37 protein-coding genes and 1 pseudogene are annotated in these 25,882 nt (G+C 50.9%); 2 read left to right on the top strand and 36 right to left on the bottom strand.

What is annotated here, in order from left to right:
• Positions 1 to 139: 139 nt before the first annotated feature.
• From EAT1B_RS00360 to EAT1B_RS00345, 4 genes are read right to left on the bottom strand one after another with little or no spacing between them, the layout of a single operon-like run.
• The gene (locus EAT1B_RS00360; protein WP_012726123.1) at positions 140 to 592 is read right to left on the bottom strand and encodes a GDYXXLXY domain-containing protein; all 453 of its coding nucleotides are present in this window, start codon (positions 590 to 592) and stop codon (positions 140 to 142) included.
• Complete coding sequence (locus EAT1B_RS00355; protein ID WP_041918023.1) at positions 589 to 1,773, bottom strand: DUF2157 domain-containing protein; 1,185 nt, start codon at positions 1,771 to 1,773, stop codon at positions 589 to 591. Before EAT1B_RS00355 ends, EAT1B_RS00360 begins: the two co-directional genes overlap by 4 nt.
• A 16-nt stretch (positions 1,774 to 1,789) precedes the next feature.
• On the bottom strand, positions 1,790 to 1,990 hold the full coding sequence (locus tag EAT1B_RS00350; RefSeq protein ID WP_012726121.1) for a DUF2187 family protein: 201 nt from the start codon (positions 1,988 to 1,990) through the stop codon (positions 1,790 to 1,792).
• 40 nt (positions 1,991 to 2,030) lie between these two features.
• Entirely contained in the window at positions 2,031 to 2,654 is a 624-nt protein-coding gene (locus EAT1B_RS00345; RefSeq protein WP_235439539.1) for a CoA pyrophosphatase, read from the bottom strand.
• Positions 2,655 to 2,766: 112 nt separating this feature from the next.
• Here EAT1B_RS00345 and EAT1B_RS00340 point away from each other — a divergent pair, with 112 nt between their 5' ends.
• Positions 2,767 to 4,305, top strand: a complete 1,539-nt coding sequence (locus EAT1B_RS00340; RefSeq protein WP_012726119.1) for an FAD-dependent monooxygenase — start codon at positions 2,767 to 2,769, stop codon at positions 4,303 to 4,305.
• Positions 4,306 to 4,357: 52 nt separating this feature from the next.
• Here EAT1B_RS00340 and EAT1B_RS00335 read toward each other — a convergent pair whose 3' ends face one another.
• Positions 4,358 to 4,606: a hypothetical protein gene (locus tag EAT1B_RS00335; protein ID WP_012726118.1), complete on the bottom strand. Its 249-nt coding sequence runs from the start codon at positions 4,604 to 4,606 to the stop codon at positions 4,358 to 4,360.
• A gap of 95 nt (positions 4,607 to 4,701) precedes the next feature.
• Between EAT1B_RS00335 and EAT1B_RS00330 the strand changes: the two genes are divergently transcribed.
• The gene (locus tag EAT1B_RS00330; RefSeq protein WP_012726117.1) at positions 4,702 to 4,989 is read left to right on the top strand and encodes a hypothetical protein; all 288 of its coding nucleotides are present in this window, start codon (positions 4,702 to 4,704) and stop codon (positions 4,987 to 4,989) included.
• 34 nt (positions 4,990 to 5,023) lie between these two features.
• Here the strand turns inward: EAT1B_RS00330 and EAT1B_RS00325 are convergent, their stop codons facing one another.
• The 31 genes and pseudogenes from EAT1B_RS00325 to EAT1B_RS00170 all read right to left on the bottom strand — a co-directional run bounded on the left by EAT1B_RS00325 (position 5,024) and on the right by EAT1B_RS00170 (position 25,879).
• Positions 5,024 to 5,599 carry an NERD domain-containing protein gene (locus EAT1B_RS00325; RefSeq protein WP_012726116.1) on the bottom strand — a complete coding sequence of 192 codons (576 nt, stop codon included), beginning with the start codon at positions 5,597 to 5,599 and terminating at the stop codon, positions 5,024 to 5,026.
• Between the two features lie 19 nt (positions 5,600 to 5,618).
• Entirely contained in the window at positions 5,619 to 5,915 is a 297-nt protein-coding gene (gene gpsB, locus EAT1B_RS00320; protein WP_012726115.1) for a cell division regulator GpsB, read from the bottom strand.
• A 4-nt stretch (positions 5,916 to 5,919) separates the two neighbouring features.
• Entirely contained in the window at positions 5,920 to 6,465 is a 546-nt protein-coding gene (locus EAT1B_RS00315; protein WP_012726114.1) for an SLOG family protein, read from the bottom strand.
• Positions 6,462 to 7,625: a ribonuclease H-like domain-containing protein gene (locus EAT1B_RS00310; RefSeq protein WP_012726113.1), complete on the bottom strand. Its 1,164-nt coding sequence runs from the start codon at positions 7,623 to 7,625 to the stop codon at positions 6,462 to 6,464. The genes EAT1B_RS00315 and EAT1B_RS00310 overlap by 4 nt, the downstream gene beginning before the upstream one ends.
• The gene (locus EAT1B_RS00305; protein WP_041917884.1) at positions 7,622 to 8,098 is read right to left on the bottom strand and encodes a Zn-binding domain-containing protein; all 477 of its coding nucleotides are present in this window, start codon (positions 8,096 to 8,098) and stop codon (positions 7,622 to 7,624) included. The genes EAT1B_RS00310 and EAT1B_RS00305 overlap by 4 nt, the downstream gene beginning before the upstream one ends.
• Positions 8,099 to 8,170: 72 nt before the next feature.
• Positions 8,171 to 8,632 carry a hypothetical protein gene (locus EAT1B_RS00300; RefSeq protein ID WP_012726112.1) on the bottom strand — a complete coding sequence of 154 codons (462 nt, stop codon included), beginning with the start codon at positions 8,630 to 8,632 and terminating at the stop codon, positions 8,171 to 8,173.
• 21 nt (positions 8,633 to 8,653) lie between these two features.
• Positions 8,654 to 8,881: a hypothetical protein gene (locus EAT1B_RS00295; RefSeq protein ID WP_012726111.1), complete on the bottom strand. Its 228-nt coding sequence runs from the start codon at positions 8,879 to 8,881 to the stop codon at positions 8,654 to 8,656.
• Between the two features lie 323 nt (positions 8,882 to 9,204).
• Positions 9,205 to 9,441, bottom strand: a complete 237-nt coding sequence (locus tag EAT1B_RS00290) for a hypothetical protein (RefSeq protein WP_012726110.1) — start codon at positions 9,439 to 9,441, stop codon at positions 9,205 to 9,207.
• Positions 9,442 to 9,454: 13 nt separating this feature from the next.
• Complete coding sequence (locus tag EAT1B_RS16050) at positions 9,455 to 10,204, bottom strand: M15 family metallopeptidase (RefSeq protein ID WP_012726109.1); 750 nt, start codon at positions 10,202 to 10,204, stop codon at positions 9,455 to 9,457.
• Position 10,205: 1 nt separating this feature from the next.
• A complete protein-coding gene (locus EAT1B_RS00275; protein WP_012726108.1) occupies positions 10,206 to 10,550 on the bottom strand; it encodes a hypothetical protein in 345 nt (114 codons plus the stop codon).
• Positions 10,551 to 10,621: 71 nt separating this feature from the next.
• Positions 10,622 to 10,786 carry a CD1375 family protein gene (locus EAT1B_RS00270; protein ID WP_193343254.1) on the bottom strand — a complete coding sequence of 55 codons (165 nt, stop codon included), beginning with the start codon at positions 10,784 to 10,786 and terminating at the stop codon, positions 10,622 to 10,624.
• A gap of 37 nt (positions 10,787 to 10,823) precedes the next feature.
• A complete protein-coding gene (locus EAT1B_RS16120; RefSeq protein WP_012726106.1) occupies positions 10,824 to 10,955 on the bottom strand; it encodes a CD1375 family protein in 132 nt (43 codons plus the stop codon).
• Between the two features lies 1 nt (position 10,956).
• A complete protein-coding gene (locus EAT1B_RS00265; RefSeq protein WP_012726105.1) occupies positions 10,957 to 11,187 on the bottom strand; it encodes a hypothetical protein in 231 nt (76 codons plus the stop codon).
• A 12-nt stretch (positions 11,188 to 11,199) separates the two neighbouring features.
• A complete protein-coding gene (locus EAT1B_RS15570; protein WP_049759894.1) occupies positions 11,200 to 12,240 on the bottom strand; it encodes a hypothetical protein in 1,041 nt (346 codons plus the stop codon).
• Between the two features lie 372 nt (positions 12,241 to 12,612).
• Positions 12,613 to 13,278, bottom strand: a pseudogene (locus EAT1B_RS16160) (glycine-rich domain-containing protein); the annotation flags it as partial.
• A gap of 18 nt (positions 13,279 to 13,296) precedes the next feature.
• Complete coding sequence (locus tag EAT1B_RS00250; RefSeq protein ID WP_148209419.1) at positions 13,297 to 13,659, bottom strand: hypothetical protein; 363 nt, start codon at positions 13,657 to 13,659, stop codon at positions 13,297 to 13,299.
• A gap of 6 nt (positions 13,660 to 13,665) precedes the next feature.
• A complete protein-coding gene (locus EAT1B_RS00245) occupies positions 13,666 to 14,055 on the bottom strand; it encodes a phage tail protein (protein WP_012726102.1) in 390 nt (129 codons plus the stop codon).
• 13 nt (positions 14,056 to 14,068) lie between these two features.
• Entirely contained in the window at positions 14,069 to 14,845 is a 777-nt protein-coding gene (locus EAT1B_RS00240; RefSeq protein ID WP_012726101.1) for a putative phage tail protein, read from the bottom strand.
• A complete protein-coding gene (locus EAT1B_RS15555) occupies positions 14,842 to 15,990 on the bottom strand; it encodes a baseplate J/gp47 family protein (protein WP_012726100.1) in 1,149 nt (382 codons plus the stop codon). The genes EAT1B_RS00240 and EAT1B_RS15555 overlap by 4 nt, the downstream gene beginning before the upstream one ends.
• Positions 15,983 to 16,447, bottom strand: coding sequence for a DUF2634 domain-containing protein (locus EAT1B_RS00230; protein ID WP_012726099.1), 465 nt, complete (start codon positions 16,445 to 16,447; stop codon positions 15,983 to 15,985). Before EAT1B_RS00230 ends, EAT1B_RS15555 begins: the two co-directional genes overlap by 8 nt.
• Positions 16,448 to 16,460: 13 nt before the next feature.
• Entirely contained in the window at positions 16,461 to 16,718 is a 258-nt protein-coding gene (locus tag EAT1B_RS00225; protein ID WP_012726098.1) for a hypothetical protein, read from the bottom strand.
• 15 nt (positions 16,719 to 16,733) lie between these two features.
• Positions 16,734 to 18,581: an NlpC/P60 family protein gene (locus EAT1B_RS16140; RefSeq protein ID WP_012726097.1), complete on the bottom strand. Its 1,848-nt coding sequence runs from the start codon at positions 18,579 to 18,581 to the stop codon at positions 16,734 to 16,736.
• Positions 18,578 to 19,162 (bottom strand): LysM peptidoglycan-binding domain-containing protein, encoded by a 585-nt coding sequence (locus EAT1B_RS00210; protein WP_158303574.1) that lies wholly within the window; start codon positions 19,160 to 19,162, stop codon positions 18,578 to 18,580. The genes EAT1B_RS16140 and EAT1B_RS00210 overlap by 4 nt, the downstream gene beginning before the upstream one ends.
• 91 nt (positions 19,163 to 19,253) lie before the next feature.
• Positions 19,254 to 21,794, bottom strand: coding sequence for a phage tail tape measure protein (locus tag EAT1B_RS15545; protein WP_012726095.1), 2,541 nt, complete (start codon positions 21,792 to 21,794; stop codon positions 19,254 to 19,256).
• Between the two features lie 182 nt (positions 21,795 to 21,976).
• The gene (locus tag EAT1B_RS00200; RefSeq protein ID WP_012726094.1) at positions 21,977 to 22,429 is read right to left on the bottom strand and encodes a hypothetical protein; all 453 of its coding nucleotides are present in this window, start codon (positions 22,427 to 22,429) and stop codon (positions 21,977 to 21,979) included.
• A gap of 61 nt (positions 22,430 to 22,490) precedes the next feature.
• Positions 22,491 to 22,898: a phage tail tube protein gene (locus EAT1B_RS00195; protein ID WP_012726093.1), complete on the bottom strand. Its 408-nt coding sequence runs from the start codon at positions 22,896 to 22,898 to the stop codon at positions 22,491 to 22,493.
• A gap of 21 nt (positions 22,899 to 22,919) precedes the next feature.
• Positions 22,920 to 24,311: a hypothetical protein gene (locus EAT1B_RS00190; protein WP_012726092.1), complete on the bottom strand. Its 1,392-nt coding sequence runs from the start codon at positions 24,309 to 24,311 to the stop codon at positions 22,920 to 22,922.
• Complete coding sequence (locus EAT1B_RS00185; RefSeq protein WP_012726091.1) at positions 24,311 to 24,520, bottom strand: hypothetical protein; 210 nt, start codon at positions 24,518 to 24,520, stop codon at positions 24,311 to 24,313. The genes EAT1B_RS00190 and EAT1B_RS00185 overlap by 1 nt, the downstream gene beginning before the upstream one ends.
• Positions 24,504 to 24,860 carry a hypothetical protein gene (locus EAT1B_RS00180; RefSeq protein WP_148209418.1) on the bottom strand — a complete coding sequence of 119 codons (357 nt, stop codon included), beginning with the start codon at positions 24,858 to 24,860 and terminating at the stop codon, positions 24,504 to 24,506. Before EAT1B_RS00180 ends, EAT1B_RS00185 begins: the two co-directional genes overlap by 17 nt.
• A 147-nt stretch (positions 24,861 to 25,007) precedes the next feature.
• Positions 25,008 to 25,379 carry an HK97 gp10 family phage protein gene (locus EAT1B_RS00175; protein WP_202795150.1) on the bottom strand — a complete coding sequence of 124 codons (372 nt, stop codon included), beginning with the start codon at positions 25,377 to 25,379 and terminating at the stop codon, positions 25,008 to 25,010.
• Positions 25,380 to 25,501: 122 nt separating this feature from the next.
• Positions 25,502 to 25,879, bottom strand: coding sequence for a hypothetical protein (locus EAT1B_RS00170; protein WP_012726088.1), 378 nt, complete (start codon positions 25,877 to 25,879; stop codon positions 25,502 to 25,504).
• Between the last annotated feature and the right edge of the window lie 3 nt (positions 25,880 to 25,882).

The following is a 25,882-nucleotide window of genomic DNA, read 5'->3' as shown; positions in this document are numbered from 1 at the left end:
CTGACATATGGCAAAAAAAGTGGTTACAGATTGTAACAATTCAAAAAAACATTGGTATTCCTTATGTTCACAAAAAAATTACAGATTCGTTACAATCAGTCGTGTAACAAACCTGTAATCTTCCTGTCATGATTAAATCTTATTCATTTGACTCAATTTCATACATTCTGAGCATCCCCCACGGTGCGACATCAACTTGAACTGTGAACGATTGTTTTCCTTTTATGGCATCTATCTCGTCTTGAGACACACGATACGAACCCATTTCTTCTATATAAAGAAGTCGATCATAATAGTTTGCCCGAATACCACCAAAAAACGGTTTTGACTCAATTCGATCGATGACAGCATAGCCCTCTTCCCCTTCTTTAAAGGAAACATAGACCGTTCCGGTTTCGACATCTTGTCGTCCTTTGAAGGCATCATATTCGAGATAGATGGAATCTCCAAAATAAGGGTCATAAGGCTCGAACGAAGACCCTTTAAACGTGTACGTCTCCCCGACCCACGAAATAGCATAAACAAGTACCACAAAGCCGATTGCAATCAGGACTTGGGCAACCGGGATCACCCAGACAGAAAACCGTTTCATGTCGTCACATCCTCTCTCGTTCGATTACGCCACCATAATGCGAGTGACAACGCAAAGACGATTAACGCACCAATCAAGAAGAAGAGTGAGATATCGAGCCGGTCCCATACGTAGATAAAGTAAATTGTCATTTGAACGATTAAGAAATAGATGAAAGCGAATATTGTCGGTTGTCGTGTCACGTCTTGGCGAATCAAGTAAGCAAGTGCAATCACCTCGATGATGATCGCCAATAAAACTCCTGAATCTTCAAAAAGTGCAAATGGGATGACTACAAGGAAACTTACCCAGAGAAGGTCGTTTCGTCTATGAATCAAATAGACGGCAACGAGTGCCACCGACAAAAGTGTCGCTTCAATGACAGAAGGCGGTCTTTGGGAGAGCCAACTTTCTGTCACGTTAATTAAATAACCAATTGATAGAACGGCCGCAGTGAACAGATACGTTGCTTGCCATGCGGCTTGTTTTCGATAGAATAAGAGCAATACATGCAAGATGACGAGTGACCAAAGCGGCCACAGTCTTCCCTCATAATCGATATACTGGCCGAAAATATTGAGAAGGCCATAAAAGGTTAGCCATGCGAACGTGCGGTCCAACGATTCATCGACGAAATGGAACCATACCCATGTCACGATTAGAGCAATCCCAATCAAAATCAGCCCGATGCTTTCGAAACTATTGGTGATGGCTAAAAATGCAGCGATTGCGGTGATCATGGAGAATATGACGTGCTCATACAAGATGCGATGAAGTACTGCCATCGCAAAGATAATCCAGAACAATAGAGTCAATTGGCCAGACAGATTATACGTCGTGAAGATGACCGCCATGGTCGCGATAAAGAAAACGAACCCTAGTACACGTAACAGCGTGACATATCTTGGTGTTTTCAAGCGAACCCGCTCGGCAAAGACATAGAATCCAACCATAAAAAGAAGAAACAAACCGATTTTCAAAAGGTCGGGAATCGCTTGCCAGTTGGCTGCGACGAAACTGAATAGGCTGAGAGCCAACAAGATGGATCCGACAATGACTAAAACGGGCGGCTTGTGGTCATGTTGCTCACTAGCCGCCCGTCGTTTATGTTCATAGTCGACTAGTCTTAACCCCGTCGCTTCATCCAATAAACCCGCCTCTTGCCATTCACGTACTTTTTTGTCAATGGACACCTGAATCATCCCTTTCAGAAAAAGGTCAGCTGGCGCGTTCAATCAATTCCAATTCTGATTTTAGTAAAACTTGTTTCTCGAACTCGAGTCCGAGCTGTTGAAACTCTTCCATGATCGAGACGTCACCGATCACAGTATTGGTCAGTACGGCGGTCACTTCAGCGACCCATCCTTCACGAGTCGACTTCACGATATCACCTACGAGGAATTCTTCAGACACACCCATTCACTTCCAATCTAAATTTGTTTCTATCATTATAACGAAATTATAACCGTTTGAATACGTTTTCTTTTATCCGTTTAATAAATTGTGTCAAGAATTTTCCAGTAAGTCCCCAAATGATGTAGTCTTCATGTTCATAAAAAGGTTCTTTCATTTTAATTACCCGTTTTTTGTACGCTTTAGCATTCGCCAATCGATCTAACGGAATATTTTGATCCGGACTCATCGTCCATTCCATCTCTCCGTGGAATGGATCAATCATGAGCAAGGTAGAAATCGGTACGGTAAACAAATGATCGACCTCATCCGTCCCTTCCACACTCGGTACTTCCGATAGGATTCCGACAAACGGATAAATCAATTGACGATGAGGCGTAGCAAGCGGTCGCAATTTGCCTACGACTTCTACTTTATCTGCAGAAATCTCTAACTCTTCGCATGTTTCCCGGATTGCCGCTTCTACGGGTGTTTCTCCTTTTTCAAGGCGTCCCCCTGGAAATGAGATCTCCCCAGGTTGTTGCCGCATCGTGTGGGCGCGTACCTCAAACACGACGTGCCATTCCTGATCGATTTGAACGAGTGGGATTAACACTGCCGCTGTCTGTTCATAATCTTCATCCATTGTAAAACTATCTCGAATCTGTTCTTCTGTGATCCATGGCTGCACAATGCTCACTCACCTTCCATCATCGAATATCATATATCGTTCTATACCCTACTTTTCGTTTAGTCGTTGCCAATGTCGGAAATATCATTATTAATGATAGGAGTTGATCAGCGTGGACGAACAAGTAGATGTATTGATTGTCGGTGCCGGACCAACCGGCCTGACGCTCGGACTCACCTTAGCCAGATATGGCGTATCTTTTCAAATCATTGATCGTAAGACTACCCCGTCGGACAATTCACGAGCTATCGGGATTCAGCCGCGGACCATCGAAGTGTTTTCTCGTTTAGATGTTGCGCAAGAAGTGCTAGAGCGTGCCCGAACAATCGAGCGGGGGAATCTATATTTTTCGGGACAGTGGACAGCAAAGCTTGAGTTCTCCAAACTCGTGACCCCTTATCCGTTCGTGACGTTGTTACGTCAAAATGAAACCGAAGAGATTTTGGAACGCGCCCTACGAAAACATGGACATGTTGTGAAGCGTGGGGAAACCTTGTCATCCATTACCCAATATCCATCCCGTACCATCGCACATTTGACCGCGACTGATGGGATGACTCGTGCCGTTGAAGCGAAATATGTTGTCGCCGCCGATGGAGCAAACAGCTCGGTTCGTCGGATGCTCGCCCTTCCGTTTAGCGGTAAATCATTTAAAGAGGCTTGGGTGTTAGCCGATTTAAAGGCGGATTGGCCGATATCCCGGGAAGAGGTTCATATCTTTTTTTCGGATCGAGGAGTGCTTGAAGTCTTCCCGCTCACGGATGAAACAATTCGTATCACGGGAAACTTGAGAACGGATGAATCATTCCAAGAATCGGATCTTCAAGAATTGGTGGAGCAACGCAGTCATATGCCGGTCCATATTCACGATGTTGAATGGTTCTCTTTATTCCGTGTGCACAATCGCATGGTCGATACGTTCATCCATAATCGCATCATTCTCATGGGGGATGCGGCACATATTAACTCCCCGGTCGGCGGACAAGGGATGAACACCGGGATAGCGGATGCCTTCAACTTAGGTTGGAAACTGTGGTTACATCTCAAAACTGGCGCTCCCCATCACGTCGTGTCCACCTATCGGGACGAGCGCGAACATGTTGCCCGCAATGTGCTACAGACGACGAATATCGCAACGGAGATGTTGCAGACGACCCTCCCGATGCTCTTGCCGTTCCAAGCAATCGGTGCGGATGTCTTCACTCGCGTCAATCTCGTCAACCAAAAGATCACCGAACGGATCTCTCAGCTCCATTTATCGTATCCGAATGCGCTTCGGTTACCGTTTCGTCGCGTCGCGGAAGGAAAGATCTTTCCGGAGACTGAGATTTTACGAACGGATGACGGGTTTCGGACAAAAATATCCGAAATCGCGGACGGACGGTTTCAAGTGCTCGTATTTGACGACGGGAAACGTGATTTGACGTCCATTTATGACTATTTGAACAAGAACCAGCCGTTCATTCAAACGATTACCTTATCTAAGACGAGTCGCCCGTTTTTCGATCAAGGAAACGAACTAGCCAAATCACTTTTTATGAAACGTGGCATATTAGTCATTCGTCCAGACGGTTATTTGTTGCATAAGCAACATCATGTTCGCTTAAAGCCGTTACAGGACAAGTTGGCCGTCTGGCTGCCTTCCTCTTAAACGTGTATAAATGGAGAGCCTCACCGAATGGGTGAAGCTCTCCATGTCATGACTATTCAACGTTTACATATAGAATACCTGGTTTCGAGAGCGTCAAATCGTAAAACGCTTCAAACGCCTCGATATCTTCTAATTTTCGGAAATCGATTTGATCTGTCTCTTCATTTGGAATGGCCACGATGATACCTTCCTCTGTCGATTTGATCATACCCGTTTGTCCGTTATGAATTCGAATATAGAGTACTTGCTGATTTTCTAGGAGTGAGATCGCCTCTCGTCTCGATTGAATCGGTTTTTTCATTTCATCCCCTCTTTTCCATTTCAGTATACCGTTCGCTCCATATTGCTTTCAACTCGCCACACCATTAAACTTGTGTAAAGAAGGGGTTGAAGGCATTGGAAACATTATTGATCATCGTACTCGCCATTTTGTTTGTCATTTTGGTCTCGATTCGGACAATTCGCAACTTAAAGTGGGTTCGTTTCGGTGAAGCATTCGGGAAACAAGGTGAAGAACTTTTAGGTGATTATCATTATTTGACCGAGCAGGGCATCACCTGTCGTGTGGAACAAGGACTACCGACCGGTAAACTATTAAAGCCGCTCGCAAAAAACTTGGACGATCGCGTTGCACTGTTCGTTCACCGAGATGATGCGGCAAAAGCAAGAGAGCTTTTAAAATAAGATGAAGGCCGAATACGATCATTCGGCCTTCATCTTATTTATGTACTTGTCGCTCAGAACAATAATAGGCGATTTGTTTGACGAGCGGCTCTGTCAACGTCTCAAGGTTTGTTTTATTGATTACCTGATCCACTAGAGCGAATGAATCTCCACAATTCGCCTTAATTCGTTCTAACTTCAATCGTTCCGTTTCCGGGAAAATTAAAAACGAATAGACGGGAATTGCTTGATTACACTCTTTTTTTAATCGTGACCGCACTTGTTTGGTCATCCGTTCTAATTCCGTGACAGGATGAGGATAAACCTGTTTCCACCCCATCGAGGTCTCGGTTCGACATTCCCGATTCGTCATATGGACGGGGGCTGGAGTTCGATTTAACTGAATCAAGAATACGCCTTTAGGTCCGACGAGCACGTAATGAACGAGATCATCCCCTAATTTGACATGCTCAATCATCATCCAATCAAATCGGCATGTTTGTCTGATGTTTTCGACGAGACGATCTGTATAGCAGGTTGGTGCTTTCATCACTTCTTCTTTCACACGAAACAGCTTTTTTGTCTGTTGTTTGACTGGTTGTTTCTCCGTGGCCGTTAACACTTGCAACATGGACTCCACCCCCTATTCGTTATTCGCTTGGACCGACTTGCTTTCCGAAGACCGCTTTTTCGAGATTTGAAATTCGGCGTAACATGTCATAATTTGAGGCAACCGGCTGTGCTGGTTTAGCCGGTTCCGATACAGGCGCAGGTTCCCGTCGCAACGAGTCGTTTTCTTTTTGAAGACGCTCGATTTCTTTCGCCATTTTTTCATAATCGCGAATGACGACATCTAAAAATTGATCGACTTCTTCTTGTGAATAACCACGTAACGCGGTCTTGAATTCTTGTTTATAAATCGCTTCTGCTGTTAATTCCGTTTGCATCATATCACTCCCATTGTTGTTCCCATTGTTTTTCTTCTTCAATGACTCGTAAGTCTTCTTGTGTGATCAAGAAAACTTCCATGTTTGGCTTTCGCCGAGCCCCATCGACTAGAAACCGGGGACTTCCTTCCGTTTCTTCGTCATACAAGGTGATCAATCCTTCTGCTTTATCTAAAAAGAACGCTGTTTTTGCCCGTAGCTGACTCGGGTCTTCGTATGGACGCTGTGTCAGCGGCTCAAAAAAGTCTGCCTCGAGTTGCAGTTGCACAAATAGATCTTGTTCGAACGGTTTATAGCGCTCATCCATGTTTAAGAACGGCGGAAATACAGCGATTTTAATCGGATATGTTTCTCTTAACTCTAACAATACTTGTCCGGCCCACAATTCACAACCATTCGTTCCACTAAATATGAACCATTCAGCACCTAATTCGATGACTTCAAGTATCTTTTTTCGGTAAGCTTCTTGAATGATTTCAATACCCGGATGATCCGCTTTGAAGATACCGAGTTCATGAGGACGATATCCTGTGACGGCTACTACTTTCATGTTCGCTTCCTTTCTAGGCGAGCACGGCGATGTTCTAACGCATCTTTCTCGCGTTGCATCGTTTGACGTAACACCGTCCGCTTTTGATCAAGAATCTCTAACGCTCGCTCCGTGTAATCCATCGCTAAAGCCACGTCCTTTTGTTTATGCTCTGCATATTTGGCGAGTTCGACGTACCCTTCAATCGTATGAATCGATTCAAACAGCGGAATGGCCTCCTCGAATCGTCCAGCTCGTTTTAATAACATCGCTTGCCGCATGATGGCACGCTTCGATGGACTCGGGAGTTGCTCAAACTCCCTCAGCGCTTGATCTTGTTCGCCAAGGTCATGTAGCCAGTGGGCACGTTCCTCTCCGAAATCAGTTACCGGGGTCGTGACGAGCTGACTGAGACGCGTATACAAGGAGACGAGGCTTAAACAGTCCGCATGATGGTGCTCAAGGACCGGTAGCAATATTTCTGGATTCCGCTCTTTGACGTATTGAAAATAGTGCATCGGTGCCAAGAATCCAGGAAGGTCATCCGTTCGTTCATGACCAAAGTATGCTTCGACCGCTTTTAATGATACTGATTCTAGCCTCGGTTTTAACAATCGTCTTGCAGCGTGAAGTAAATCGACATGACCCACTGAAGGTAATTGTTTCACCCGTGATTTGACGAACGTGTGTCTCGTCTTGATTTGAGGCCAATCAAATGACTTCCCGTTATAGGTGACGAATCGTACCTCATCTCCGATGTCTTGCAAGAAATGATAGTAAAAGGCGGTTTCAAACGCCGGATGAGGTAGCACGTATTGAATCATTTCAAGTTGTTCCGCACGAATCCGTGCAAACCCGATTAAAAAAATCGACGTTCCAGACCCACGTAAACCGGTCGTCTCCGTATCCATGAACAGGACTTGGTCGGGGTCTAAGTCGACGGCGAAAAACGGATGCTCGGTTCGAGCCATCATCTGTCCTGCTTCTCCAAACTTGAAGTCGCGATACACCTCATCAAGGGGATATGTCTTCCGGATCCGGACGCACCATTCCCCCTCAAACGTTAAAATCTCGCCCCCATGATCCTTCCACTTTTGCTGTTCCATTTCATCAGGAGTCGCAACACTAGCTTTTGGGGCAGGTTCGTTCGTTTTAATTAATCTAGATAGTTTAGCTTTCATATCGTTCCTTTCAATCCTTGCAACTGGCGAATGACTTGCTGCTTGAAGTCACCGTATCCAACCATGCCGACACAACGGGGACATCCGCTCTCACACGGACAGTCGGATACCGTCCGTTCTGCCGCTTCAAGCACCATGTCTGCATCTTTAAAGAGCGCCTCGCTGAGCCCGATTCCTCCAGGATAGCGGTCATACAGATAGACGGTCGGCTTACTCGTATGTGTCGACTTCATCTGAATCGTTGTGAATAAATCGAGCGTGTCACACATGAGATAGAGTGGTGCAAGCCGTCTCATCAAATCACTGACCGCTTCAAGTTGATCTTCGAGGTCCGCCTCCGAGTAGGCGAATCGCTCATCCAACGTGAACCATGTCGCTGTCGTATGCAGCTCTCGCTCCGGTAGATGAATCGGGCCCGACCCGATGTTCTCATGCGTCCCAAATTTTATTTTAATGAATGTACTTACAGACACACGGAATGATACCGCATTGTCAGTAACACCTTCATTGTAGACGAAATAACGGTAACAAAAAAGACCCGTGAATCACAGGTCTTCGTTGGTTTCATCCAGTTTATACAATTCGACGACCTTCTTCATCCTATAATGATCGACCAGCGCATTCATCTTTGCGACGAAGTTTTTTGCCATGTCCATAATGTCGTCTTCCTCATAGTCTGTGTTCTGTTTCGAATTCAAGATGCCAACATCCCGACCACAGCCTTCGAAATCTCGTAACGTGTCATATTGATCCTTGACCTCGTCATAGTCTAATTTCGAAACATGGAACTCCTCGATCAGTGTTCCCCGGAAGTCTTTCGACTCACCATCCACCAGCAGACGAAACTCGCCTGGCCGTGATAGCTTGATGACGTTCGGACTGAACGCGATGTTCAATTCCTGGACATCGAAATAGCCGTCCCCGTCTTCCTCGATAAAGTCATCGCAGTAGAATGCTTCGTAATCGCCTTTCAGCTTCACTTCCAGCCCATCACGTGTGTATGGCATCGAAACGACCTCCTCATGGTATTAATCTTGCATGAATTGTTTGTAGCCCGCTACTTTTTCAGCCACACCCGGATTGTCTTTTAAGTATGCCTCGGTCCACTGTTCGATCATATCTCGATTACTAGAGAAAGGGCCAACTTTGACCAGGGCTTCCAGTGTCCGCTTGTGGTCTTCTTGTAGCTTCGTGTTAAAGTTCGTGAGTTTGCCCGCTACCGTTTTCGGTCTGCCGGGCTTCGCGTTTTCGGTCATCGCATCTAGCTCCTTCCCATAAGTACCATATCATAATTAGGTAAAGAAGTAAAGAAGTAAAGAAAGCAAGAATAATATATAAAATCCGTTTTTCGAAGGAGGGGCCTAACTAGAAAATCTTCCAGCAATCTAAAACAAAAAAGAACCCCCCTAAAAAACATCAATACTTATATATTATATAAATACATACTTATTATTTATTATATATATAGTAGTAATAGTATTTATTAGTAATCTATGATTACTAATTAGTATAGGTCTTTCTCTCTTTTGTGCTGGAGTCTATTAGAAAAAAGACCCTAGCCATTGGGCCAGGGGATCGATCACTTCTTCAGATGGTATACACTGACGCCGAGCAAGCTGAAGCTTAATACGTCGACCAGAGTTTGAAAGTCGCCTAGCTGGATTTCCGGAAGTCCGTGCTGTCTGGCCAGGTATTGATAACCCTGATACATGAGACCCGTCGCTCCAGCTAGGATGACTGGGTCTTTGATGCGTTCTTTGAACGTCGTTTTCTGTGGCTGAGTCTCGATGATTTCCTGCTGTTCGTTTTGTTCCATCCGAACCGCTCCCTTACTGTAGTTTCAATTTCTGGCCGACACGGATCTTGTTCGCGTCCTTGATTCCGTTCAGCGCCTGAAGCTTCGCGACCGTCACGCCGGCCCGTGAAGCGATTTCCCCGAGCGTGTCGCCACGTTTCACGGTGTACGTCGAAGCGGGTACCTTGATTTTTTGACCGACGTAGATGGTGTTCGCGTTCTTGATCCCATTAGCCGCCTGAAGCTTCGCGACGGTCGTCTTGTACTTCGATGCGATCGCCCCGAGCGTGTCGCCTTTTTTAACGACGTATACCGATGTACTACTTACCGACGTACTCGGTTTCGGTGCCGGTTTTGGTACCGACGTAGTAGGTGGTCCGGCTAAGACTTTATCCTGACCATATGCGATTTTGTCGTACTGCAAGTGTGGCTTGTCCACAAAGTTCCACCAGTCGCCGCCCCATGTGAACCCGAGACGCTTCGCCTCTTTAACGGCCTTTTGGATATCGTCTCGATCGTACCAATTCCAGCTTACTTTTCCTTCCGGATTTGCAGGAACGAAGTCAATCGCTTGCCCCACTAAGTGGTACGACTTCATTGTCCCGCTCACGCCTTTTTCGACGTTCGCACGTTGTTCCGCCTCTGTCCGCATCGCATCATAGATCAGGATTTCGATGCCATGCTTCTCACAGAACGCGTACCACTTCATGGCTGCCGCTTTCGTGTTCGGTGCGAGTTCTGCTAACGTACGTCGGTTCCGTTCGTCGTAATAGAGTTTTGCCATCTTATTTTCCTCCTTGTTGCTGGAACAGGTAGAGCACCACGACACCGATCGTCGCGCCGATCACGTATTTCGTGTACTCCATCCAGCCGTTTCGCTCCTCGACGCTGTTTCTCTGTGACGTGGTCAAGGCGTTGAATAGCTTCGTCTCCAGCCCGTCGATCTTTGACAGGATCTGTTCGACGTATGCTTTCGTCGCCGCTTGATGCGCGTACAGATTTCGAATATCTTCCTCGTGTCGTTCATCGCTCTCTTCGAGTTTTCCGACCCGTCGTTTCAGTTCCAGGTTCTCTGATTTCAGTGTTTGCAGTTCCGTGTGTAGAGTCGCCATGTTGACCGTCCCTTCCATCAGCTGCGCCTCCCTTACAAAAGTGTAGACCCCGATCGGCTCGGGGTCCTTGCTGTGTTTGTGCTGATGGATTAGAAGCCAGTAGGCTCTTCAGGTTCTTCTACTGGAAGTGGTTGCCCGTTCTCTCCAAGCCCGAGTGCCGCGAGTTCCGCCTTTACAGCTGGCTGGAGACTTGCCGGGACGCTTGCGAACGTGCGTCGTCCGTGGATGATTAAAGCGACGTAAATATCGACCATATTAACACCTCCTTTCAAAAGAAAAAACGCCCCTAGTTTAACTAGAAGCGTCTTCATGTGATTTCTCCATTTCGGTTTGTACGGCGTCCCGAAGGTGTTCGGGTACGTCGGTCAATTTACGTCGGCCGGCTTTCACCAGTTCGGCGTAGATCGGAATCATCGCGTTCATCTTAACTACCCCCTTCTGTCATGGACAGCACCATCTCGAATACGTCGGCGACGGCTCCCATGACCATCAGCTGATTCTCTTGCATCTGGACCTTCTCTTCGTAAAGTGTGGCCGTCACTTCCATCAGCGTCAGGTTCAAGTCCTGGGCCGCCTTCAGCTGTGCCTCTAGGAGTGGGACGCGTTGCTTCTCGTCCCGGTCCTGAAGTAGATCGGTCTCTTTGATTGCTTTCATCTTTGTACCTCCTTAGTCGAAGCTAATCCCCAGCCCTTGCACTTCAATCGGACCGAGCGAGTCATTCGCTTCGATTGTCACGCGGTAGCTGACGGCCCAGTTCGCGGCTGTTTTGGCTTTGTTCGTGAAATTGTGATAGTTCCCAGTATTCACTTTCGACGTCACGTCCTCCCACGTAGGAGAAGCGTCCAGCGCATTGTTCGATACTTCGACTTTTAGGCTCGCAGGTACGGTCCCATCGTTTGCAATTATGCTTTGAACCGTCAAAACGATTCGTTCCGCAGGTGCCGACGTAGTGACGGGGTCTTTCGCCTGGAACTGAAGGATGTTCCCTACACGGATGCTACGAACCTCATGATATGGGCCTCGCGTGTTGGTCGCCCCATCAATGGCTGCCATTCTCCAGTAGTAGGTCTTGCCTTCGACTAGATCCGTCTGCCATTTGATTTTCACGCTCCCACCTTCATACGTCGAAGGTGCGCCAGACGCTGGCATCGCGACGTAGTTCCCACTCTCGGCTTTGATTTCCCAGCCTGTTACGGCAGTTTTCGTGTCCCGTTCCTGGACGTTCGTCGTGAAGGCTTCGTCGTCTGCTAACTGGATTACGAAGTGCTGGTTGTCGTTTTCGACGTCGTTCCCGATTGTAGCTTCGAAGATAGGTTTTGTAATAGTTCGCACGGTGTGAACAGGGCGCACAGGAATTAATGCCGGAGGCGGGTAGTTCGTAATGAAATACTGCGAACCAATAAACCCACTCGACATATCTGTGCTATCCGTCACCTGAATTTCCCAATAGTACGTCGTTCCAGCTGTTAGGCTATTCGCTGGGACGGTATACGATTTGTTGGCCGATGTTACGACACCCGAGTCATGGACGACTGTACCACCCGTATTCTTGATGCGAACTTGGAAACTCTTCTGTGCATGGGCATCTGCGTCGAAATAGTCCCACGTCAACGTCGGTGTTAGACTAGCGCCACCTGGTGTACCTACCGCACCGAGAGGCGCGGTCTGTGTCGGAACAGGTGCCTTCGTTGTTTTAAAATATTCCACTGATGAGAAAGGAGACCAATCGTTGTTTACATCTTTAGTGCTCACTTTCCAGTAATAAACTGTGTCGGGTTGTAGAATGCCAGAAGCTATTTTAAAACTGCTACTTCCACTACTGATCTGGCCCGTATCATGAACAACGGTGTTATCCGAGGCTTTATAAAAAACAGCCTGATAACCGCCTTGCGCATGTCCGTCGGGATCGCTGTATGTCCAGCCAAAAGTAGGTGTTAAAGTGGTCACAATTTCCGGGCTTCCAATTGTAGTGTTGCCCGGTGAGAGATTGGTAGGTGTATTAGGAGGGTTATTCAAAAGCTGAATGACTACTACACCACTTCCGCCCAGTCCGCCGTATCCATCACCATAAGCGCAAGATCCACCACCACCGCCACCTCCAGTGTTAGGCGTACCCGGTCGTCCAGCATGGGTTCCAGAAGAAGTACCTGTTCCCCCGTTGCCTCCACCAAAGGTCCCACCAGCACCCGCGGTTTGGCCGTAGTTTTCACCACCGCCACCACCTCCACCTGCACCGTAATAGACACCATCGGGACCTATAGTAGTTGTGCCTTGACCCGTCCCTCTAAGTTTTTCCCCTGAAGAGCCTCCGGGTCCGCCGTTAGTTCCGCCTGCTCCTGCGTTGATAGCTTGCGGTGGGTTTGCTCCAGCGCCCCCACCACTACCGCCATTACCGCCGTAGCTTTTATTGACGCTTGCGTCACCCCCAGAGCCGCCGTAACCACCCTCGGCAGAATACGCCCCGAAAGTAGTAGTACCTCCTCGTCCGCCTCCTGTGCCAGAGCCGCCTTGTGAACCGCCACTGCCGATAGAGACTGCGAATTGTTGCCCTGGAGTTACCACAAGGTTATCTACCTGTGTTACATAACCGCCACCACCACCGCCTCCCGTGGCGCTGTAGTTGGATGCTCCACCACCTCCGCCACCGCCACCAGCTCCCACAATAGTAGCTCGGATTTTATAAATTCCGGCAGGTACGGTCCAGGTTTGGTGATTTGTAAGTTTAATGATGTCCCCAGCTGGCATTCTATTCACCCTCTCTTTTTATGCTAAATAAAGTTTGTCGTTCGTTTCGTCGAATTTCAAAGCCCCTGTGAGGCTCACAATATCGTTTGTATTTATGAAGCTTTCAACGAAAATGTTCGAACTGACACCGGACGCATTTGATCCTTTGATGGTTTCCAGTTCAAGCGCCAGGTTCAGCTGATTGATTCGTAAGTCCTTGATTGCCTGAAGCGTATCGCCTTCCAGTGTCACGTCATTGTCAATCAACTGCTGGAGCGTACGGTTAAAGTAATCCGCATGGTTCGGTGTCGTCTCCATATACCCGTCAATCGTTTTCCGGATGACGTCATTCCGTGACCCGGTCAATGGCGTAAGTTTCGTTACATCGATCGGCACGTCCATCCCTCCTTAAAATTCCGCGTCGTAATCGAATTCGATGATCGTGCGGGCTTCCATCCCTTTATTCGTGAATGTCTTGATTGCGATCAGGTCTCCAGCCGCGTCGACCAATCCCGCTTCGTTAATGTTGCGCCCGATCAGGCTATCGACGTCTGCATCGAGCGTGCAGGTATATCGCGCCGTGTAAGGGTTCGGGAATGTCTTCGTAACCTGCGCCCCGGTCTTCTGGATCACTTGTGTGAATAATGAACTTTCCGAGCCGGTCAGTGCGCGCGGATTCCCTGACCCGTCCACGCCTCCAGTACCGAATACCATCGTCACGATTGCCGGTAGTGCTGCCGTCCCGTTGTGTGCTTTGGCCATCTTTTCACGGCCTTTGTTCGTTTTTACACTCGCCATTCTGTAGCCTCCTTTAGACTTGATCCGTGCTTATCAGCTGGCCGTCCTGGTACTTCCGGATTGTCAGCTGATCGCTGTTGTGAATGTAGTGCAGTTTCCCGCCTGGCGCGTTCGCGTCCATGACGGCATAACCGTCCATCCGGAACGATCCGTCCAGTGCGAGGCTTTCCGGCGGGTCTGCCTGGTACTTGCTCGGGATGACGACGCTCGCACGGACTTTAAGTTTCATCAACGTGCGGTATGTGAAATTATAGCTTTCGGAATAACCGAGACGCATCTTTTGTCCGGTGGACATCGTCGGACCGCTCGCCTGTCGAATCAATAGCCCGACCAGGTGCTCGAGGTGTGCGGGTTTCATCTCTTCGAACGCCGCGATCATCCCCTCGTAATCGACCAGGTGGTCGATGTTGTGGCGGGTCTTGAACGCCCCTTCGTTTAAGATACTGTAGAACCGCGCGTCCTTCGGGATGCTGTATACGTTCGCCAGCCGAAGCGCCTCGGCTTTCGTGAAGGTTCCGAGTCCAGCCATCTTCGATAGGATACGCGACCGACGTAGTTCGTACGTGTCACCCGGTACCGATGTCAGCGCGTAATCGTGTTCCCAGTAGTCGAGTCCCCACGTGGCCGTCTGTACGTACAGCTGGTTCCGTAAGTCTTGCCTTGCCTCGTCTGACGCCTGGGATTCTGTGAGGTACGTCAGGATTAGATTCTGATAGACGCTGGATTCGTGATAATAATCGGGTACGGTCTCCAGTACACTCTCCAGCCGTTCGGTTACGTTCTCGATCATGTGAGGGTCAGCATCCCGCTCGTCGGGATTTCGTCAGGCCCCAGGGTGATGTTCGCCGTACCCGAATTCACCTGAAGGTCTGCATAGTCTGCGATGTGGTTGTTCATCGCGAGTAATGCGGCCACTTTGTTGTAGACGATGACGACGGGCGATGTGACGGTGCTGTCCATGACTTGTGTGCCTAATTGGTCGAGGTAGGCGTCTGCATCGATTCGGAGTGCTGCCGTCGCCTCTTCCAATGTGCTCCCTGTGTTCAGGCTGACCGTGGCCGTGATGTTGACCGGAAGGTCTCGGACGCTTGAAACCGTCACGATAGCCCCGATAGGCGCCACACCCTCGCCCATTCCGTCCTGCGACGGGTCGATGTAGTCCTGGACCGCTTCGACCAGGGCATCGATGGCCGGTTGCCCTTCCGTGTCGGCGATGATGACCTTCACCGTGTTGCGACCGTCCCATAAGGGGATGACCTTCGCCTTTCCGACGCCCGTGACTTCGAGCGCCCAGGCGACGTAGTTTTGCTTGTTCCCGCTACGGACCGGCTTCTGGCGTTTCTCTGCCCAGCGTGCTCGAAGGACTTCATCGTCCTCTTCGTCCGTCCCGCCTTTTAAGCGCTCCAGCTGTTCGATTTTCTGAACCCCGGCAATCGGTGGACTGAAGATCCAGCTTGTACCCGGCGCTAGGTTCATGATGTCACCGGCTCCATCGGTCTTGATGTCGACCGCTAACGTGCCGGCCGAAACGAATACGACTTCCCCGCCCTCGACCGTGGCCGTGATGGGGTTGTTATCGTTGTCGAGGACGATGGTCGTCAGCTTCTGACCAGCTGGGATGATGACGCCCTGGCTCGCTGTCACCTGAAGCTGTCCGATTGCTTGCTGTGCCATCGTCTTTTGAAGCCCGACTTCCGCTACCTTGTACTCCAAGTAAATGCCTTCCGCAAACAGTGTGAAGGACTGACGTAGAATCTCGTCCATGTTCGCCTGGTGCTGTTGGATTTCAGGTGCCAGTGGTGCGACGACGTCGTACACGAAGTCGCCTGGCTCTCTGCGGTAATCCTTCAGCGAATCGCTTTCCAGCATGCGTTCTTTGATGATGCTTTCGTCTTCCTCGAATCGGCTGTTAAATTCGAAATCTAGGTTAGACATATTCCATAATCACCCCTTCTAGTTGCACGTCCTGGTCGAAAATCGTTTTGATGGTCATCGAGATTTCGACTTCGTCCGGTGCAAGATGGTCGGCGTTTTCTCCGTATTGACCAGGGCCACCACGACGCTTCAGCACGAGATTCGTGACGTCCGTGACCCACGGGTCGTAGATCAGTGACTCGGAAATCGCTCGCTCCATCTCGCTTAAACGCGCCTCCTCTGTCAGGTCCTCCTGCATGATAAGTTCGACGTCGCTCCCATACACGTGGTCCAGTTCCTCGTCATCGAGGTCCGCGTAGATCAAGAAGATACCGCGTACCGTCTTCAGGGCCTTCATCGCAATCATCAGGACGCCTTCGCCTCCTGTGACGCAAACGACCCGGTTCCTTGCGTCCATGACAAATTCCCCTGCTTCGAGATCGAAGAGGGGCGTCTTTTGTTCAGTGATGTCTGCCAAAGCTAGCACCCCCTCAATCCAAAAGCTGGAGGATTCCCCAGCGCTGGCTATTGTCTGTCGTCAGGATCGGCATCGTGAAATACCGTTTCCCTGGTTGAATCGGTTGTAGCGACTTCGGTATCTCGAACAACTCCAGGTCGAGGGGGACGGCGCTTCCCTCGAATACCAGGCTTTCGGCCGTGTCTGCTTTGACGATCATGAGTCCGTTCGGTTGTCGTTGTCCATTCAGTAATAGCTGGAGGAGTTCCTGGCTTTTATCTGGTCTAGGCATACGTCGCCCCCTTTCTTAGAGTACCCGCCGAATTTGGAGGAAGTGACTGCCCCAGTAACCCGAGACGTAACTGTGTTCGTGACAGCCTCCTGTCGATGCGAGTGATACGCATTTCCCATTCCCGGTGACGATACCGACGTGGCTGACGCCGTTCGGTCCGCGTTCCGGAATCGTGCCCTTGAAGAACACGACGTCACCCGGTTGTGCCTGCTCTTTGCTGACAGGTGTTCCCCGCGTGATTTGGGTCATCGTGCCGTGCCCCAGGTTCACGCCGACCTTCTTGTAGCAGTACGCCGTGAATCCGCTACAGTCGCCCTTGCCGTTCGTGATCGTCTTGCCTCCCCAGCTGTAGGACAATTTGCCCTTGAAGCTTCGGGCGATGTCGACGACGTTCTCACGCGTTGATTTTGAAGCGCCGGATGGCTTGTCTGCCGCTTCATCTGCCAGGCGTTGTAGTTTCTTCGTCCAGGTGTCTTCGATGCTCGACCACTTGCTTGCCTTGTCACGAGCATCGGCACGCCCTTTTCCTTTTTGCAGGACGGCCACTTGTACCGTCTTCACGCCAAACGCCATAGCTTTGGAGGCGACGACCGCGACGTCGATTTTCTTGCCTTTGATGGCACCGCCCGTGTCCTCTGCGAGATAGATCCCGCTGTATTCTTTCGCACCAGAGACATATACGGCCACGACGGAACCGAGAGGGATGACGTCAGGGTCGACCGCGATGGTGCGTCCCTCGACGACTTTCGTGCTACTTGCTGTAAGACCCGTTCCGCTGCCATTGATGCCACCGAGCGCCGGGGCGTATGCTGTCGCTTTCCAGCCGCTCGTGTAGTTGACGCCTTTTAGCTTGCTGTCGAGTTCGATCGGCTTGCTTTCCTTCTTGTCTGGATCGCTTGTCGCGTCCGTCACCTGGATGTCAGGGACGAAGGCGGTCTTCTGAATGTCCACGCCGACCTGAATCAGTTCGTCGTCCACGAAAGCCTGGCTCACGTTCCGGATGTGATAGCCCCCGAGCAAGCCCGTATATTTCTCTTCGACGTAGACAAGGTCTGCTGAACGAAAAATCGGCATCGTGCCGGGGTTGATCCCTTCAGCCGATGCCGTGAAACCTACCCGTGAGACTTTTGCGAGTTCCGACGTGGCCATGCTGTCCATCTGGTTCGCCGCTTCCTTGTCGACCTCGATCAGCTTTTGAAGCTTCCCGTATTTCTTTTCACTCGCCGCATTGACCTTGACGACCGATTTCCCGGTCTCCCGGTTGACGAGTTTCACCGCAGAGGCGACGGCCGTCGCATCCTCCTCGTACGTCGCCGACGTAAGGTTCACGCCCACCTGGAACGCCCAGAGTTCGTTCGGGATGACGAGTTCGACCAGGTCGGCCGACGCTGTTTCAGGATTGAACCGTGGGTAGTAAATTTTATTGTTCAGGCGTTTTTGCCGGGCGATCATGTCCGTCAAACACTTGCTTCCGTCCGTGGCACGATACCACAGCTGGGGAAGGACGACTTTCGTGTTCGCAATCTTGCCGACCGGGATTCCAGCCTCCCTCAGCAGTCGCGTGTACGCCTGCGTCAGGGTCTGGTTCTTGAAGTAATAGTCATCCTCGTTCTTCAGGAGGAACAGGGGATCATAAAGCGTGTAGTCCGCCATCCCGTCCGCTCCGAACTTCCGCCGACGTACATGTCCATAGAAGACGCGTCGACCTTTAAAGAACAATTCGACCAGCTCCCCAGTCGCTAACTTATAACCCTTCAGCGTGATGGTCATCGTGACACAGATGCCATCGATCGCGTCGTCGAGTTTCGGAGGTGCAGCCAATAAGTTCCCGAGGTGGTAGCCGTTCGCTCGTAAGTCGATCATGGCAGTTTAAGCTTCTGCCCCGGATAGATTAGGTCGGGATTCGGACCGAGAGGGCCTTTCGGTTTCTTGTTCGGCAGGTAGAGGTCTCTGCGCCAGTCCTTGATACCGTGCCGCTTCGCAATCTTAATCAGCCAGTCGCCTTTTTTGACGACGTAGTATTCCGGATTTGGTTTCTTCGGAAGCTTCGGACGTGACCGGCTTCCTTTCTTCTTCAGGGTTTTCGTGTCGATTTTGACCTTCACCGGTTTGATGTCCCGATACTCGACAAGGGAAAGCGCGTAGTATACGTCGCCTTCCGCACCGATGCCATACCGTGGCCGGTAATCACTGATGTACATACGTCGGTTGATTTTCGCCGCTGGGACGATGAACTGAATCGGGTCCCGGCGTTTCTTCCAGTCCTGAATCAGTTTGTCGTACTCGAGAGGCTTCAGCAGTTTCGACGTCGTACAGTAACCTGCGTCGTATCGCGCCGGGAAGAAGGCCGAGAACTCCACGCCGTCCAGATCATGGCCCGACGGGATGTCGACTTTTCCTAGATTCACGATATTGATGCTCTCTGCCTGTGTCTTACCAGGCATGTAGGAGAGTTGCCCGTCAGTCGGCAGGACGGGGATCAGTAAAGACCTGCCCGTCCGATTATTCTTCAGTGTGATTTCAAACTTCTGTCGTTTAACCATCCAACAAGTCCCCCAATCCCGCTGCCTCGATTTCGCTCGCCCCGCCGAGTAATTCGACGAGTTGTGCGATGACTTCTTTCGCCAGTTCCTTCGAATCCTGTCCGTCCGCTCCGTTGATTTGAAGCGTGTCGAATAGACGCTGGATGACGACGTTCTTCGTGCCCGAACCGCCGATACCCGCTTGTCCCGCAGGACTTGCCGTACCTACTGGAATGTTGCCCCCTCCAGGTGTCCGCATGAGTACCCCATCCATCGCGTCAGCTAGGGCATAACGCTGGCTTTGAATACCTTCTGCCATTGTGGTGACAATCTTGCTACCGTTATGCGTCAACTGGCTAAGAGGACCCGTTTTCGCATCGGAAAACGGCAAGTATTCACGTACCGTGTCAAGCACTCCGCTGATGGCTTCTACGGGTGCTGAAGCGACCGACTTAATCCCATCGACCAGGGTCTCGATGATCGCCTTTCCGGAATCAAAGAAGAGGTTCTTCAAGTTGTCGAAGAATCCGCCGATGTTTTCCCATACCGTGTCAAGCATTCCGAGCATCGTGTCCCATGCTCCGGACCAATCCCCTTGTAGCAATTTCAGCCCTGTTTCGAATATGCCGGTAATGAGCGCCCATCCGATTTTGATCACATTTTGAACCATTTTCCACGTGTTTGAAATCACTGCGCCGATTAATTTAAATCCACCGACGACCAGCGTTTTCACGATGGCTAGGTTCGTCATTACATACGCTTTTATAAGTCCCCAGGCTACGAGGATGACCGTAGAAATGAGCGTCCAGTGTTTGCGTACGAAGCCAACGAGTTGCTGGAATCCGGAAACAATACCAAGAATCATTGCATTTAGTGTCGGCAACACATAAGCCTTTATCCCGCTTACCACCGACATAAAGATACTGCCGAATTGCTTAATGATTGGCATCACGGATGTAAGTATCGTGGTTCCGATTAAGCGTAGCGTCGGAAGGAATTCGACAATCTTTTGTTTGACCGCGCCCCATCCTCCAGCCAGTTTAATCAGGTAGCCGATCAATAGCCCGATACCGATAGCGATCAGTGTAATCGGGTTCACCGAGAGGATGGCGAAGAACGCCCGCATCACCCAGAACACGATCTGGATTCGTGCCTGCATAATCTTGAAATAGGCACCGAGAGTGAAGAGCGCCGCACCGACTCCGAGGATGTACGGGGACGCCGAGACCAGGAAGGCGATGAACGACTTCAAGACCCCGAATGCCGGACCGATCATCGACCCGATGGCTGCACCGCTCTTGCTGATGACGCCGAGAATTTGAGGCATGTTAGCGATAGCCCAGTCCGCCGCCATCTTCAGGCTGTCGACGATCGGTGCCCCGATGTCCGCCAGTCCGACCATGAAACTGTTCTTCATCTGTAAGACTTTACTGCCTAGATTGTTGGTTAGTGCCTCGCCTGCTTGTTCGGTGGCTCCCGAAATGTCGCCGAGTCCCTGCTGTCCTTTTGCCATCGCCAGGACGACCTTATCCCCCATGTCCTCCCACTGGGTTCCGAATAACGCGACACCTGCCGCCTCTCGTTTCAGTGGGTCCTTCATGTTCGCAAGACCGAGTAACGTGGCCTGGAAAGCGCTGTTCGCTTTGTCTCCTCCAGCCGCGATGTTTGCGGCCATTTGATTCGCATCCAGGCCGATCATCTGGAAGCCTTCGGTCGATGTCTTCGACCCGTCTTGAAGCCGGATAAAGGCCTCTTTCGCCGAGTCCCCGACTTTATCGAGCATGAAGGCACCTTCTTGGCTTCCTGCGATAAGGGAAGCCATCATCTGATCGGCTGACATCCCGAGGCCAGCGAACTGCATGCTGTACTCGTTGATGGTGTCTAGCATGTCCTCCGAGTAGTTCCCACCTTTCTGGAACCCGGTCGTGATGATGTCGAAGGCGTCTGTCGTACTTAGTCCGTCGAAGTTCTGTACCATCGTCTTGACGACTTTCGCCGACTCCTGTACAGGAACCTGGAACGCGTCTTCTAGGATGTAGCCCGACGTCAGGAAGGACTTCGCACCTTCGTCGGTCATGTCACCTATCACCTGCTGGAGGTTGGCCATGTCGGATGCGGCTTGTGTGATGGATGGTCCCCAGCCGTTTGCGTAGACGTCCTTCGCAAGTTCGGTCATGTCGGCCGATGCTTCAGCCGACATCCCGGTCATCGCCTGAAACCTTCCTTCGGCGGTGTCCATTTCGGCAGCCATCGTTCCTGCTGCGGCTGTGACTGTACCGATTCCAGTGGCAAGGGCTAAGGCTCCCACTCGAGCACCGCGCATCATCGAGCTGAAGGTGTTCCCGGCCAATGTTGCATCCCGGGTGGATTTCGCGTATCGACCGTTTGCTTCACGCAGTCGCCCATGACTGTCATAGTACCGACCCATTGTATTGTCGGTCTCCGACATCTTGTTCGCGAATTGGTTAGTAGCCCGAATCGCGTCTGCCATGCCGCCGGTGAAGTTGTTCGAATGCAGGTTGATGCGAGCGCCCATCGTAAATGTCCGCGCCATTTACTTGCCTCCCTTCTTGCCTTTCTTGCCTTTTTTCGAAGCCTTTGTTTCGGCTTCGATTTTGAGTTGTGTCGCCTGATAGACGAACTCCCTTTCGAACGGGGGTAGATCCAGCACTTCATTCGGGAACCTGCCTTGCTCGTTCCAAATGTAGGCGAGAAGCTGGGCTTCCCCGTTCGAAGTTAGGAGTTTTTTACCTCTTCAGCGCGCTCCTCTTCAGCACCTGTGTTGAACCCGCTGATCTCCTGAACTTCCATCGCACCGCGTTGGATTTCACCAGGAGAAAGTAGGATGCCCGCCGCTTCAGCCGCCGAGATGACACCCAGTTTCTCGAGCAATTGCGGGTTACGGAACGTGAAGTCGCTTCGTGTATCGTTATGGACGGCCGCGACGATGACTTCGACCATCAACTTGTCTTCATCGATTTCAGGAAGCATGCGCCCATTCTTACCCGACTTGACGTATGTGGTGCAGTCTTTCTTGATCTGCGAAAATTCTTTGTTATCAAACGATGCGACTGGAAGCTTCCCGCCGAGTTTCTTCGCGTCGATCTCGCCGAGCGTCACCGCCGTAAGTTCCTCCGCGTTTTTACCTAGTACGTCCTCTAATGAGACGAATTTATTCTTAACTGCCATGTACAAAAACCCCTTCCGAATGTGGTGTGATAGTAATAAGAAAAGGACGCCGAAGCGTCCCTTAGACCATAGAACTGATATAACGGTAATCATCGAATGTGAAGTCGAAGTCCGCTTCTACCATTTCTTCTACGTTGTACGTCAAAAGTGCCGTCCCGTCGAAGCTGACACCCGTGTAAAGGATTGCCTCTTCGCCACCTGGACCTGGCTCTTTCAAGCGTCCGATGTAGTTGTATTTTGCGAACGGGTTTTCTGCAATTTTACGCTGGAGTCGACTGTCGGCTTTCAAGACCGTGAACGATCCGGAGCCTTCACCATTCAGAACCTTGTGCGACTTTAAGAACTTGCCGGGTACTGTATAGCTTTCCTTCTCGTACTCCAGGTTTGATTCGAATTCCTGCGTAAGCTGGACCTGCTCCCCAGCTTCGTCAAACAACTTTCCGAATAGGCCGTTAATTGGTTCAGACATTCGGTGTTCCCCCTTTCATGATTAGAAGCTGATATTCATCTTCTGATAGACCTTCTCCATGCCATCGACGACCTTGAAGGCGGCCGTGAAGAACGCTTCGTCGGCTTTCGCCTTGTATGCGGCGTCGGTACCGTGATAGTCTGCGTCCGGTCGGTACGTCGCTCCTGGCTGGAGAACGTCCTGTCCGATCAGGCTACCGAAGTAATCCTGTTCGATAAGCGCCGCGTACGTTTCACGGGCGTTTTCCGTGTTGCTTCGGTTCTTCTTGTATTGCCCCCCGAAGGCTTCCGTATCTGTGAGCACCTGATCGATCGTGTTGGATACACGAATCTTCCCGAACTCGATACGTTGTTTCTCGGGATCAGTGACGGTTGTGAACGTGTTGACGGCTTCGTCGATTTCGACGAGGTCGCCTTTTTGAACGAAAATCAACGTGCCCGCTCGCTTCGCTGTGATGCGTTTTGATTGGGTCAGCTTCTTGTTGACTTGTTGGAACGGGATCACTTCGTCCGTCAGTTGACGATTCAAGGCGACCGATGCCACGCGAGCCGCGATAAAGATAGCCATTTCTCCAGCCGAGTATCCGTCAACACCGTTTCCGACGTTCACGATAGCCCGATAGTTGTAATCCTTCGACACCGTGTTCGCCGCATCAAGATCCGCGTCCCATGCATGGGGTCCACCGTTCACGAAGCTGATGTATAACCCTTCTTCACGTACACGTTTCAACCAGGCGACCGTTGCGGCTACTTCTGCCGGGTCTGCATAGCTGTCGAGTGCGATCGCTTTGGCTCGACCGTCAGCCTCGATCGTTTCGCGGTAGGCAGCATACTCCACAGCTGTCACATTCTCCCCATTGTTTCCTCCGATTGCTGATACACCTGCTACGTTCTCTGGTAGCGCCGCGCCCTTCGTCTTGACCCGTAGGTAGTCCGAAACGTCGATGGCCATAGCGAGAGCGTCAGGAGTCGCACCGGATACCTTCATAACCTGGGTACCGTTCAATGTGACTTCGATCGCCTTTCCACCGGTCAAAGCGTCTGTCACTTTTGCGACAAACGGTAATTCGGTCGGGTACTTCGTTTCGAGTTCCCAGCCATCAGCGAGGACGATTGTGGCCGCCGCTGCCGTTACCGATGCGAGTCGGTAGCCGAGGACCAAAGAAGGCAAGCCGAGGAACGCAAGGTCATGCACTTTCTTTGCCGTGAACCCTTCTTCTTTTGCCGCATAGACGCTGGCGAAGTCTGCCTGGTTGTATACGTCTTGCAATTCATTCACAGGACCCCAGGCCGCCGTGAACGGGTAAGTGACGATTCCGCGTGCGCCAGAAGCCACCGCGTCGATCGCTGTTGCGATTTCCGAGTATACACCCGACAAATCTTTTGACTGTCCGAATTGATATGATCCACTCATTAATCATTCGCCCCTTTCTCTTCTTTCGACTTCGTCAAGAAGTCTTGAATCGCTTGCTCGGTTTCGTGCTTCGTTGCCCTGGCTTTGTCGTGGAGTGCTCCCGCGACGATTTCAGGCTCCACACCGAATACGTCGCGAGCCGCCGCGATTAGTTCGTCCCGATGGTAGTCGGTGACGGTCGTCTGCCTCTCTTTAGATCGAGTTGCCATCTGTGGTTCCTCCTCCGTACTCGCTGGCCGTGGTGACGGTTGTGGCCGGCGGTGGTTCGATTGGTCGTGTCCGGTCCTGGATAACGTCGTAGCGTACCGTGATTGGTATATCGAGCGTCGTCGACGTACCGACCTCGAACTGGACCCGAATCATCCTTCCGATTGGAAGGGCGTCTGCCTGGTCACTTTCATAGACGATCAAGTAATCGTGCTGATCGGCCAGGCGTTGCTCCAGCTTGTCCATAATCTCAGCCAACTGGTCGACGCTGTTCACATAGAGTTTTCCGAACTGGGAACGCCGCTTCAGGTACGCGTAGTTTCCGAGGTTCTGACCTTTCACGCTGTTAGGAGACTCCCACAGGATGACGGGTCGCGCCAGTTGTGGGGGCGAGCTATCCAATCGGTAGGACATCAGTCCCGCCGTCTGATAGACCCAGCGCCCGAGCGCGTCGAGTTCTTGCTTGTAACCCATCGTGAAGCCTCCCCTCTATCCGAATAGTTCTCTGTACATCCGTCTGAATTCGAAGTCCATGATGTCCGCCATGTCCGATTCGATGTAGTCCATCGCTTTATCGAACATCCGAGCACCCGGGATGACTGCTCCCGAGAGCACCATGCCACCGTTATGGCCAGGGATGTAATGGAAGACCCCGTTACGCCATTCGCCTGGAACAAAGCGCCCTTTCTGTTGCTGGAAGCCATCGTTTACGTGCTGGGCGTATTCGACCGCCGTCCCGGTGACGACGTACGCGTTCGGTCCTACCTTCATCTCGAACACGTTGTCCGGATTCCCGGATGACATCGATTGCTTCAGTCGACCCGACTGGGCAGGCGTCAGATCGTCCAGATACTCCTGCATTCGCAATCCCGCGGTACGAAGGATGCGGTCCTGGGTTTTTAGCCAGGCAGGTCCCCCCATGTTGGCCAGACCCTTTTGCCAGTCCTCCAGCCCCGAGATCGTGATGTGGCGGTTTTTCGCCATCAGAAGAACTGCATGCCGTTTTCGTTCACGGCGCTATTACCGCGTCGGAATTCATCGGCATAAGGCTCCAGCATCCTGTCGACGACGTCCAGTGCCCGCTCTGCCCTGCGGACATACCATCCGGTAGGCGCCGCCTCTGTGACGTTTCCGTTCACCGGGTTCGTCTGGGCGTCCTGGCCCTCTGTGAGGATTTCAAACGCCATTCCGACTGCCGTCTTGACCGGCCCGTCCGGCTTCTCGATTGTATACGTCGGTATACCGCCGATAATGCCGAGCGCATAGGCGTTCGCGCGTTGCAAGAATTTCAGACGGTTTTCCTCTGTCATCCGTGCAGACTCCGGAACGTAGATTGCAAGTTCGTTCTCCGGTAATAGCATCGT

It is taken from the genome of Exiguobacterium sp. AT1b (genome assembly GCF_000023045.1).
GTDB lineage: Bacteria > Bacillota > Bacilli > Exiguobacteriales > Exiguobacteriaceae > Exiguobacterium.
Note: the sequence above shows the minus strand (reverse complement) of the source record. Positions and strands in the feature narration are given on the sequence as shown.

Excerpts from the sequence above, each read along its gene's own strand:
- EAT1B_RS00295 (WP_012726111.1), bottom strand. The coding sequence starts at position 8,881 with ATGACCGAAAACGCGAAGCCCGGCAGACCGAAAACGGTAGCGGGCAAA.
- EAT1B_RS00170 (WP_012726088.1), bottom strand. The coding sequence starts at position 25,879 with ATGCTATTACCGGAGAACGAACTTGCAATCTACGTTCCGGAGTCTGCA.
- EAT1B_RS00355 (WP_041918023.1), bottom strand. The coding sequence starts at position 1,773 with ATGATTCAGGTGTCCATTGACAAAAAAGTACGTGAATGGCAAGAGGCG.
- EAT1B_RS00335 (WP_012726118.1), bottom strand. The coding sequence starts at position 4,606 with ATGAAAAAACCGATTCAATCGAGACGAGAGGCGATCTCACTCCTAGAA.
- EAT1B_RS00200 (WP_012726094.1), bottom strand. The coding sequence starts at position 22,429 with ATGGCAGTTAAGAATAAATTCGTCTCATTAGAGGACGTACTAGGTAAA.
- gpsB (WP_012726115.1), bottom strand. The coding sequence starts at position 5,915 with ATGCAAACGGAATTAACAGCAGAAGCGATTTATAAACAAGAATTCAAG.
- EAT1B_RS00210 (WP_158303574.1), bottom strand. The coding sequence starts at position 19,162 with ATGCCTGGTAAGACACAGGCAGAGAGCATCAATATCGTGAATCTAGGA.
- EAT1B_RS16050 (WP_012726109.1), bottom strand. The coding sequence starts at position 10,204 with ATGGCAAAACTCTATTACGACGAACGGAACCGACGTACGTTAGCAGAA.
- EAT1B_RS00245 (WP_012726102.1), bottom strand. The coding sequence starts at position 14,055 with ATGGCGAGTGTAAAAACGAACAAAGGCCGTGAAAAGATGGCCAAAGCA.
- EAT1B_RS00315 (WP_012726114.1), bottom strand. The coding sequence starts at position 6,465 with ATGAAAGTAGTAGCCGTCACAGGATATCGTCCTCATGAACTCGGTATC.
- EAT1B_RS00250 (WP_148209419.1), bottom strand. The coding sequence starts at position 13,659 with ATGGACGTGCCGATCGATGTAACGAAACTTACGCCATTGACCGGGTCA.
- EAT1B_RS15545 (WP_012726095.1), bottom strand. The coding sequence starts at position 21,794 with ATGGCGCGGACATTTACGATGGGCGCTCGCATCAACCTGCATTCGAAC.
- EAT1B_RS00190 (WP_012726092.1), bottom strand. The coding sequence starts at position 24,311 with ATGAGTGGATCATATCAATTCGGACAGTCAAAAGATTTGTCGGGTGTA.
- EAT1B_RS00310 (WP_012726113.1), bottom strand. The coding sequence starts at position 7,625 with ATGAAAGCTAAACTATCTAGATTAATTAAAACGAACGAACCTGCCCCA.
- EAT1B_RS00225 (WP_012726098.1), bottom strand. The coding sequence starts at position 16,718 with ATGCCTAGACCAGATAAAAGCCAGGAACTCCTCCAGCTATTACTGAAT.
- EAT1B_RS15555 (WP_012726100.1), bottom strand. The coding sequence starts at position 15,990 with ATGTCTAACCTAGATTTCGAATTTAACAGCCGATTCGAGGAAGACGAA.
- EAT1B_RS00360 (WP_012726123.1), bottom strand. The coding sequence starts at position 592 with ATGAAACGGTTTTCTGTCTGGGTGATCCCGGTTGCCCAAGTCCTGATT.
- EAT1B_RS16140 (WP_012726097.1), bottom strand. The coding sequence starts at position 18,581 with ATGATCGACTTACGAGCGAACGGCTACCACCTCGGGAACTTATTGGCT.
- EAT1B_RS00240 (WP_012726101.1), bottom strand. The coding sequence starts at position 14,845 with ATGATCGAGAACGTAACCGAACGGCTGGAGAGTGTACTGGAGACCGTA.
- EAT1B_RS00265 (WP_012726105.1), bottom strand. The coding sequence starts at position 11,187 with ATGAAAGCAATCAAAGAGACCGATCTACTTCAGGACCGGGACGAGAAG.
- EAT1B_RS00350 (WP_012726121.1), bottom strand. The coding sequence starts at position 1,990 with ATGGGTGTGTCTGAAGAATTCCTCGTAGGTGATATCGTGAAGTCGACT.
- EAT1B_RS00275 (WP_012726108.1), bottom strand. The coding sequence starts at position 10,550 with ATGGAAGGGACGGTCAACATGGCGACTCTACACACGGAACTGCAAACA.
- EAT1B_RS00270 (WP_193343254.1), bottom strand. The coding sequence starts at position 10,786 with ATGGTCGATATTTACGTCGCTTTAATCATCCACGGACGACGCACGTTC.
- EAT1B_RS00300 (WP_012726112.1), bottom strand. The coding sequence starts at position 8,632 with ATGCCATACACACGTGATGGGCTGGAAGTGAAGCTGAAAGGCGATTAC.
- EAT1B_RS00325 (WP_012726116.1), bottom strand. The coding sequence starts at position 5,599 with ATGTTGCAAGTGTTAACGGCCACGGAGAAACAACCAGTCAAACAACAG.
- EAT1B_RS00175 (WP_202795150.1), bottom strand. The coding sequence starts at position 25,379 with ATGCAGGAGTATCTGGACGATCTGACGCCTGCCCAGTCGGGTCGACTG.
- EAT1B_RS00290 (WP_012726110.1), bottom strand. The coding sequence starts at position 9,441 with ATGGAACAAAACGAACAGCAGGAAATCATCGAGACTCAGCCACAGAAA.
- EAT1B_RS00185 (WP_012726091.1), bottom strand. The coding sequence starts at position 24,520 with ATGGCAACTCGATCTAAAGAGAGGCAGACGACCGTCACCGACTACCAT.
- EAT1B_RS00195 (WP_012726093.1), bottom strand. The coding sequence starts at position 22,898 with ATGTCTGAACCAATTAACGGCCTATTCGGAAAGTTGTTTGACGAAGCT.
- EAT1B_RS16120 (WP_012726106.1), bottom strand. The coding sequence starts at position 10,955 with ATGAACGCGATGATTCCGATCTACGCCGAACTGGTGAAAGCCGGCCGA.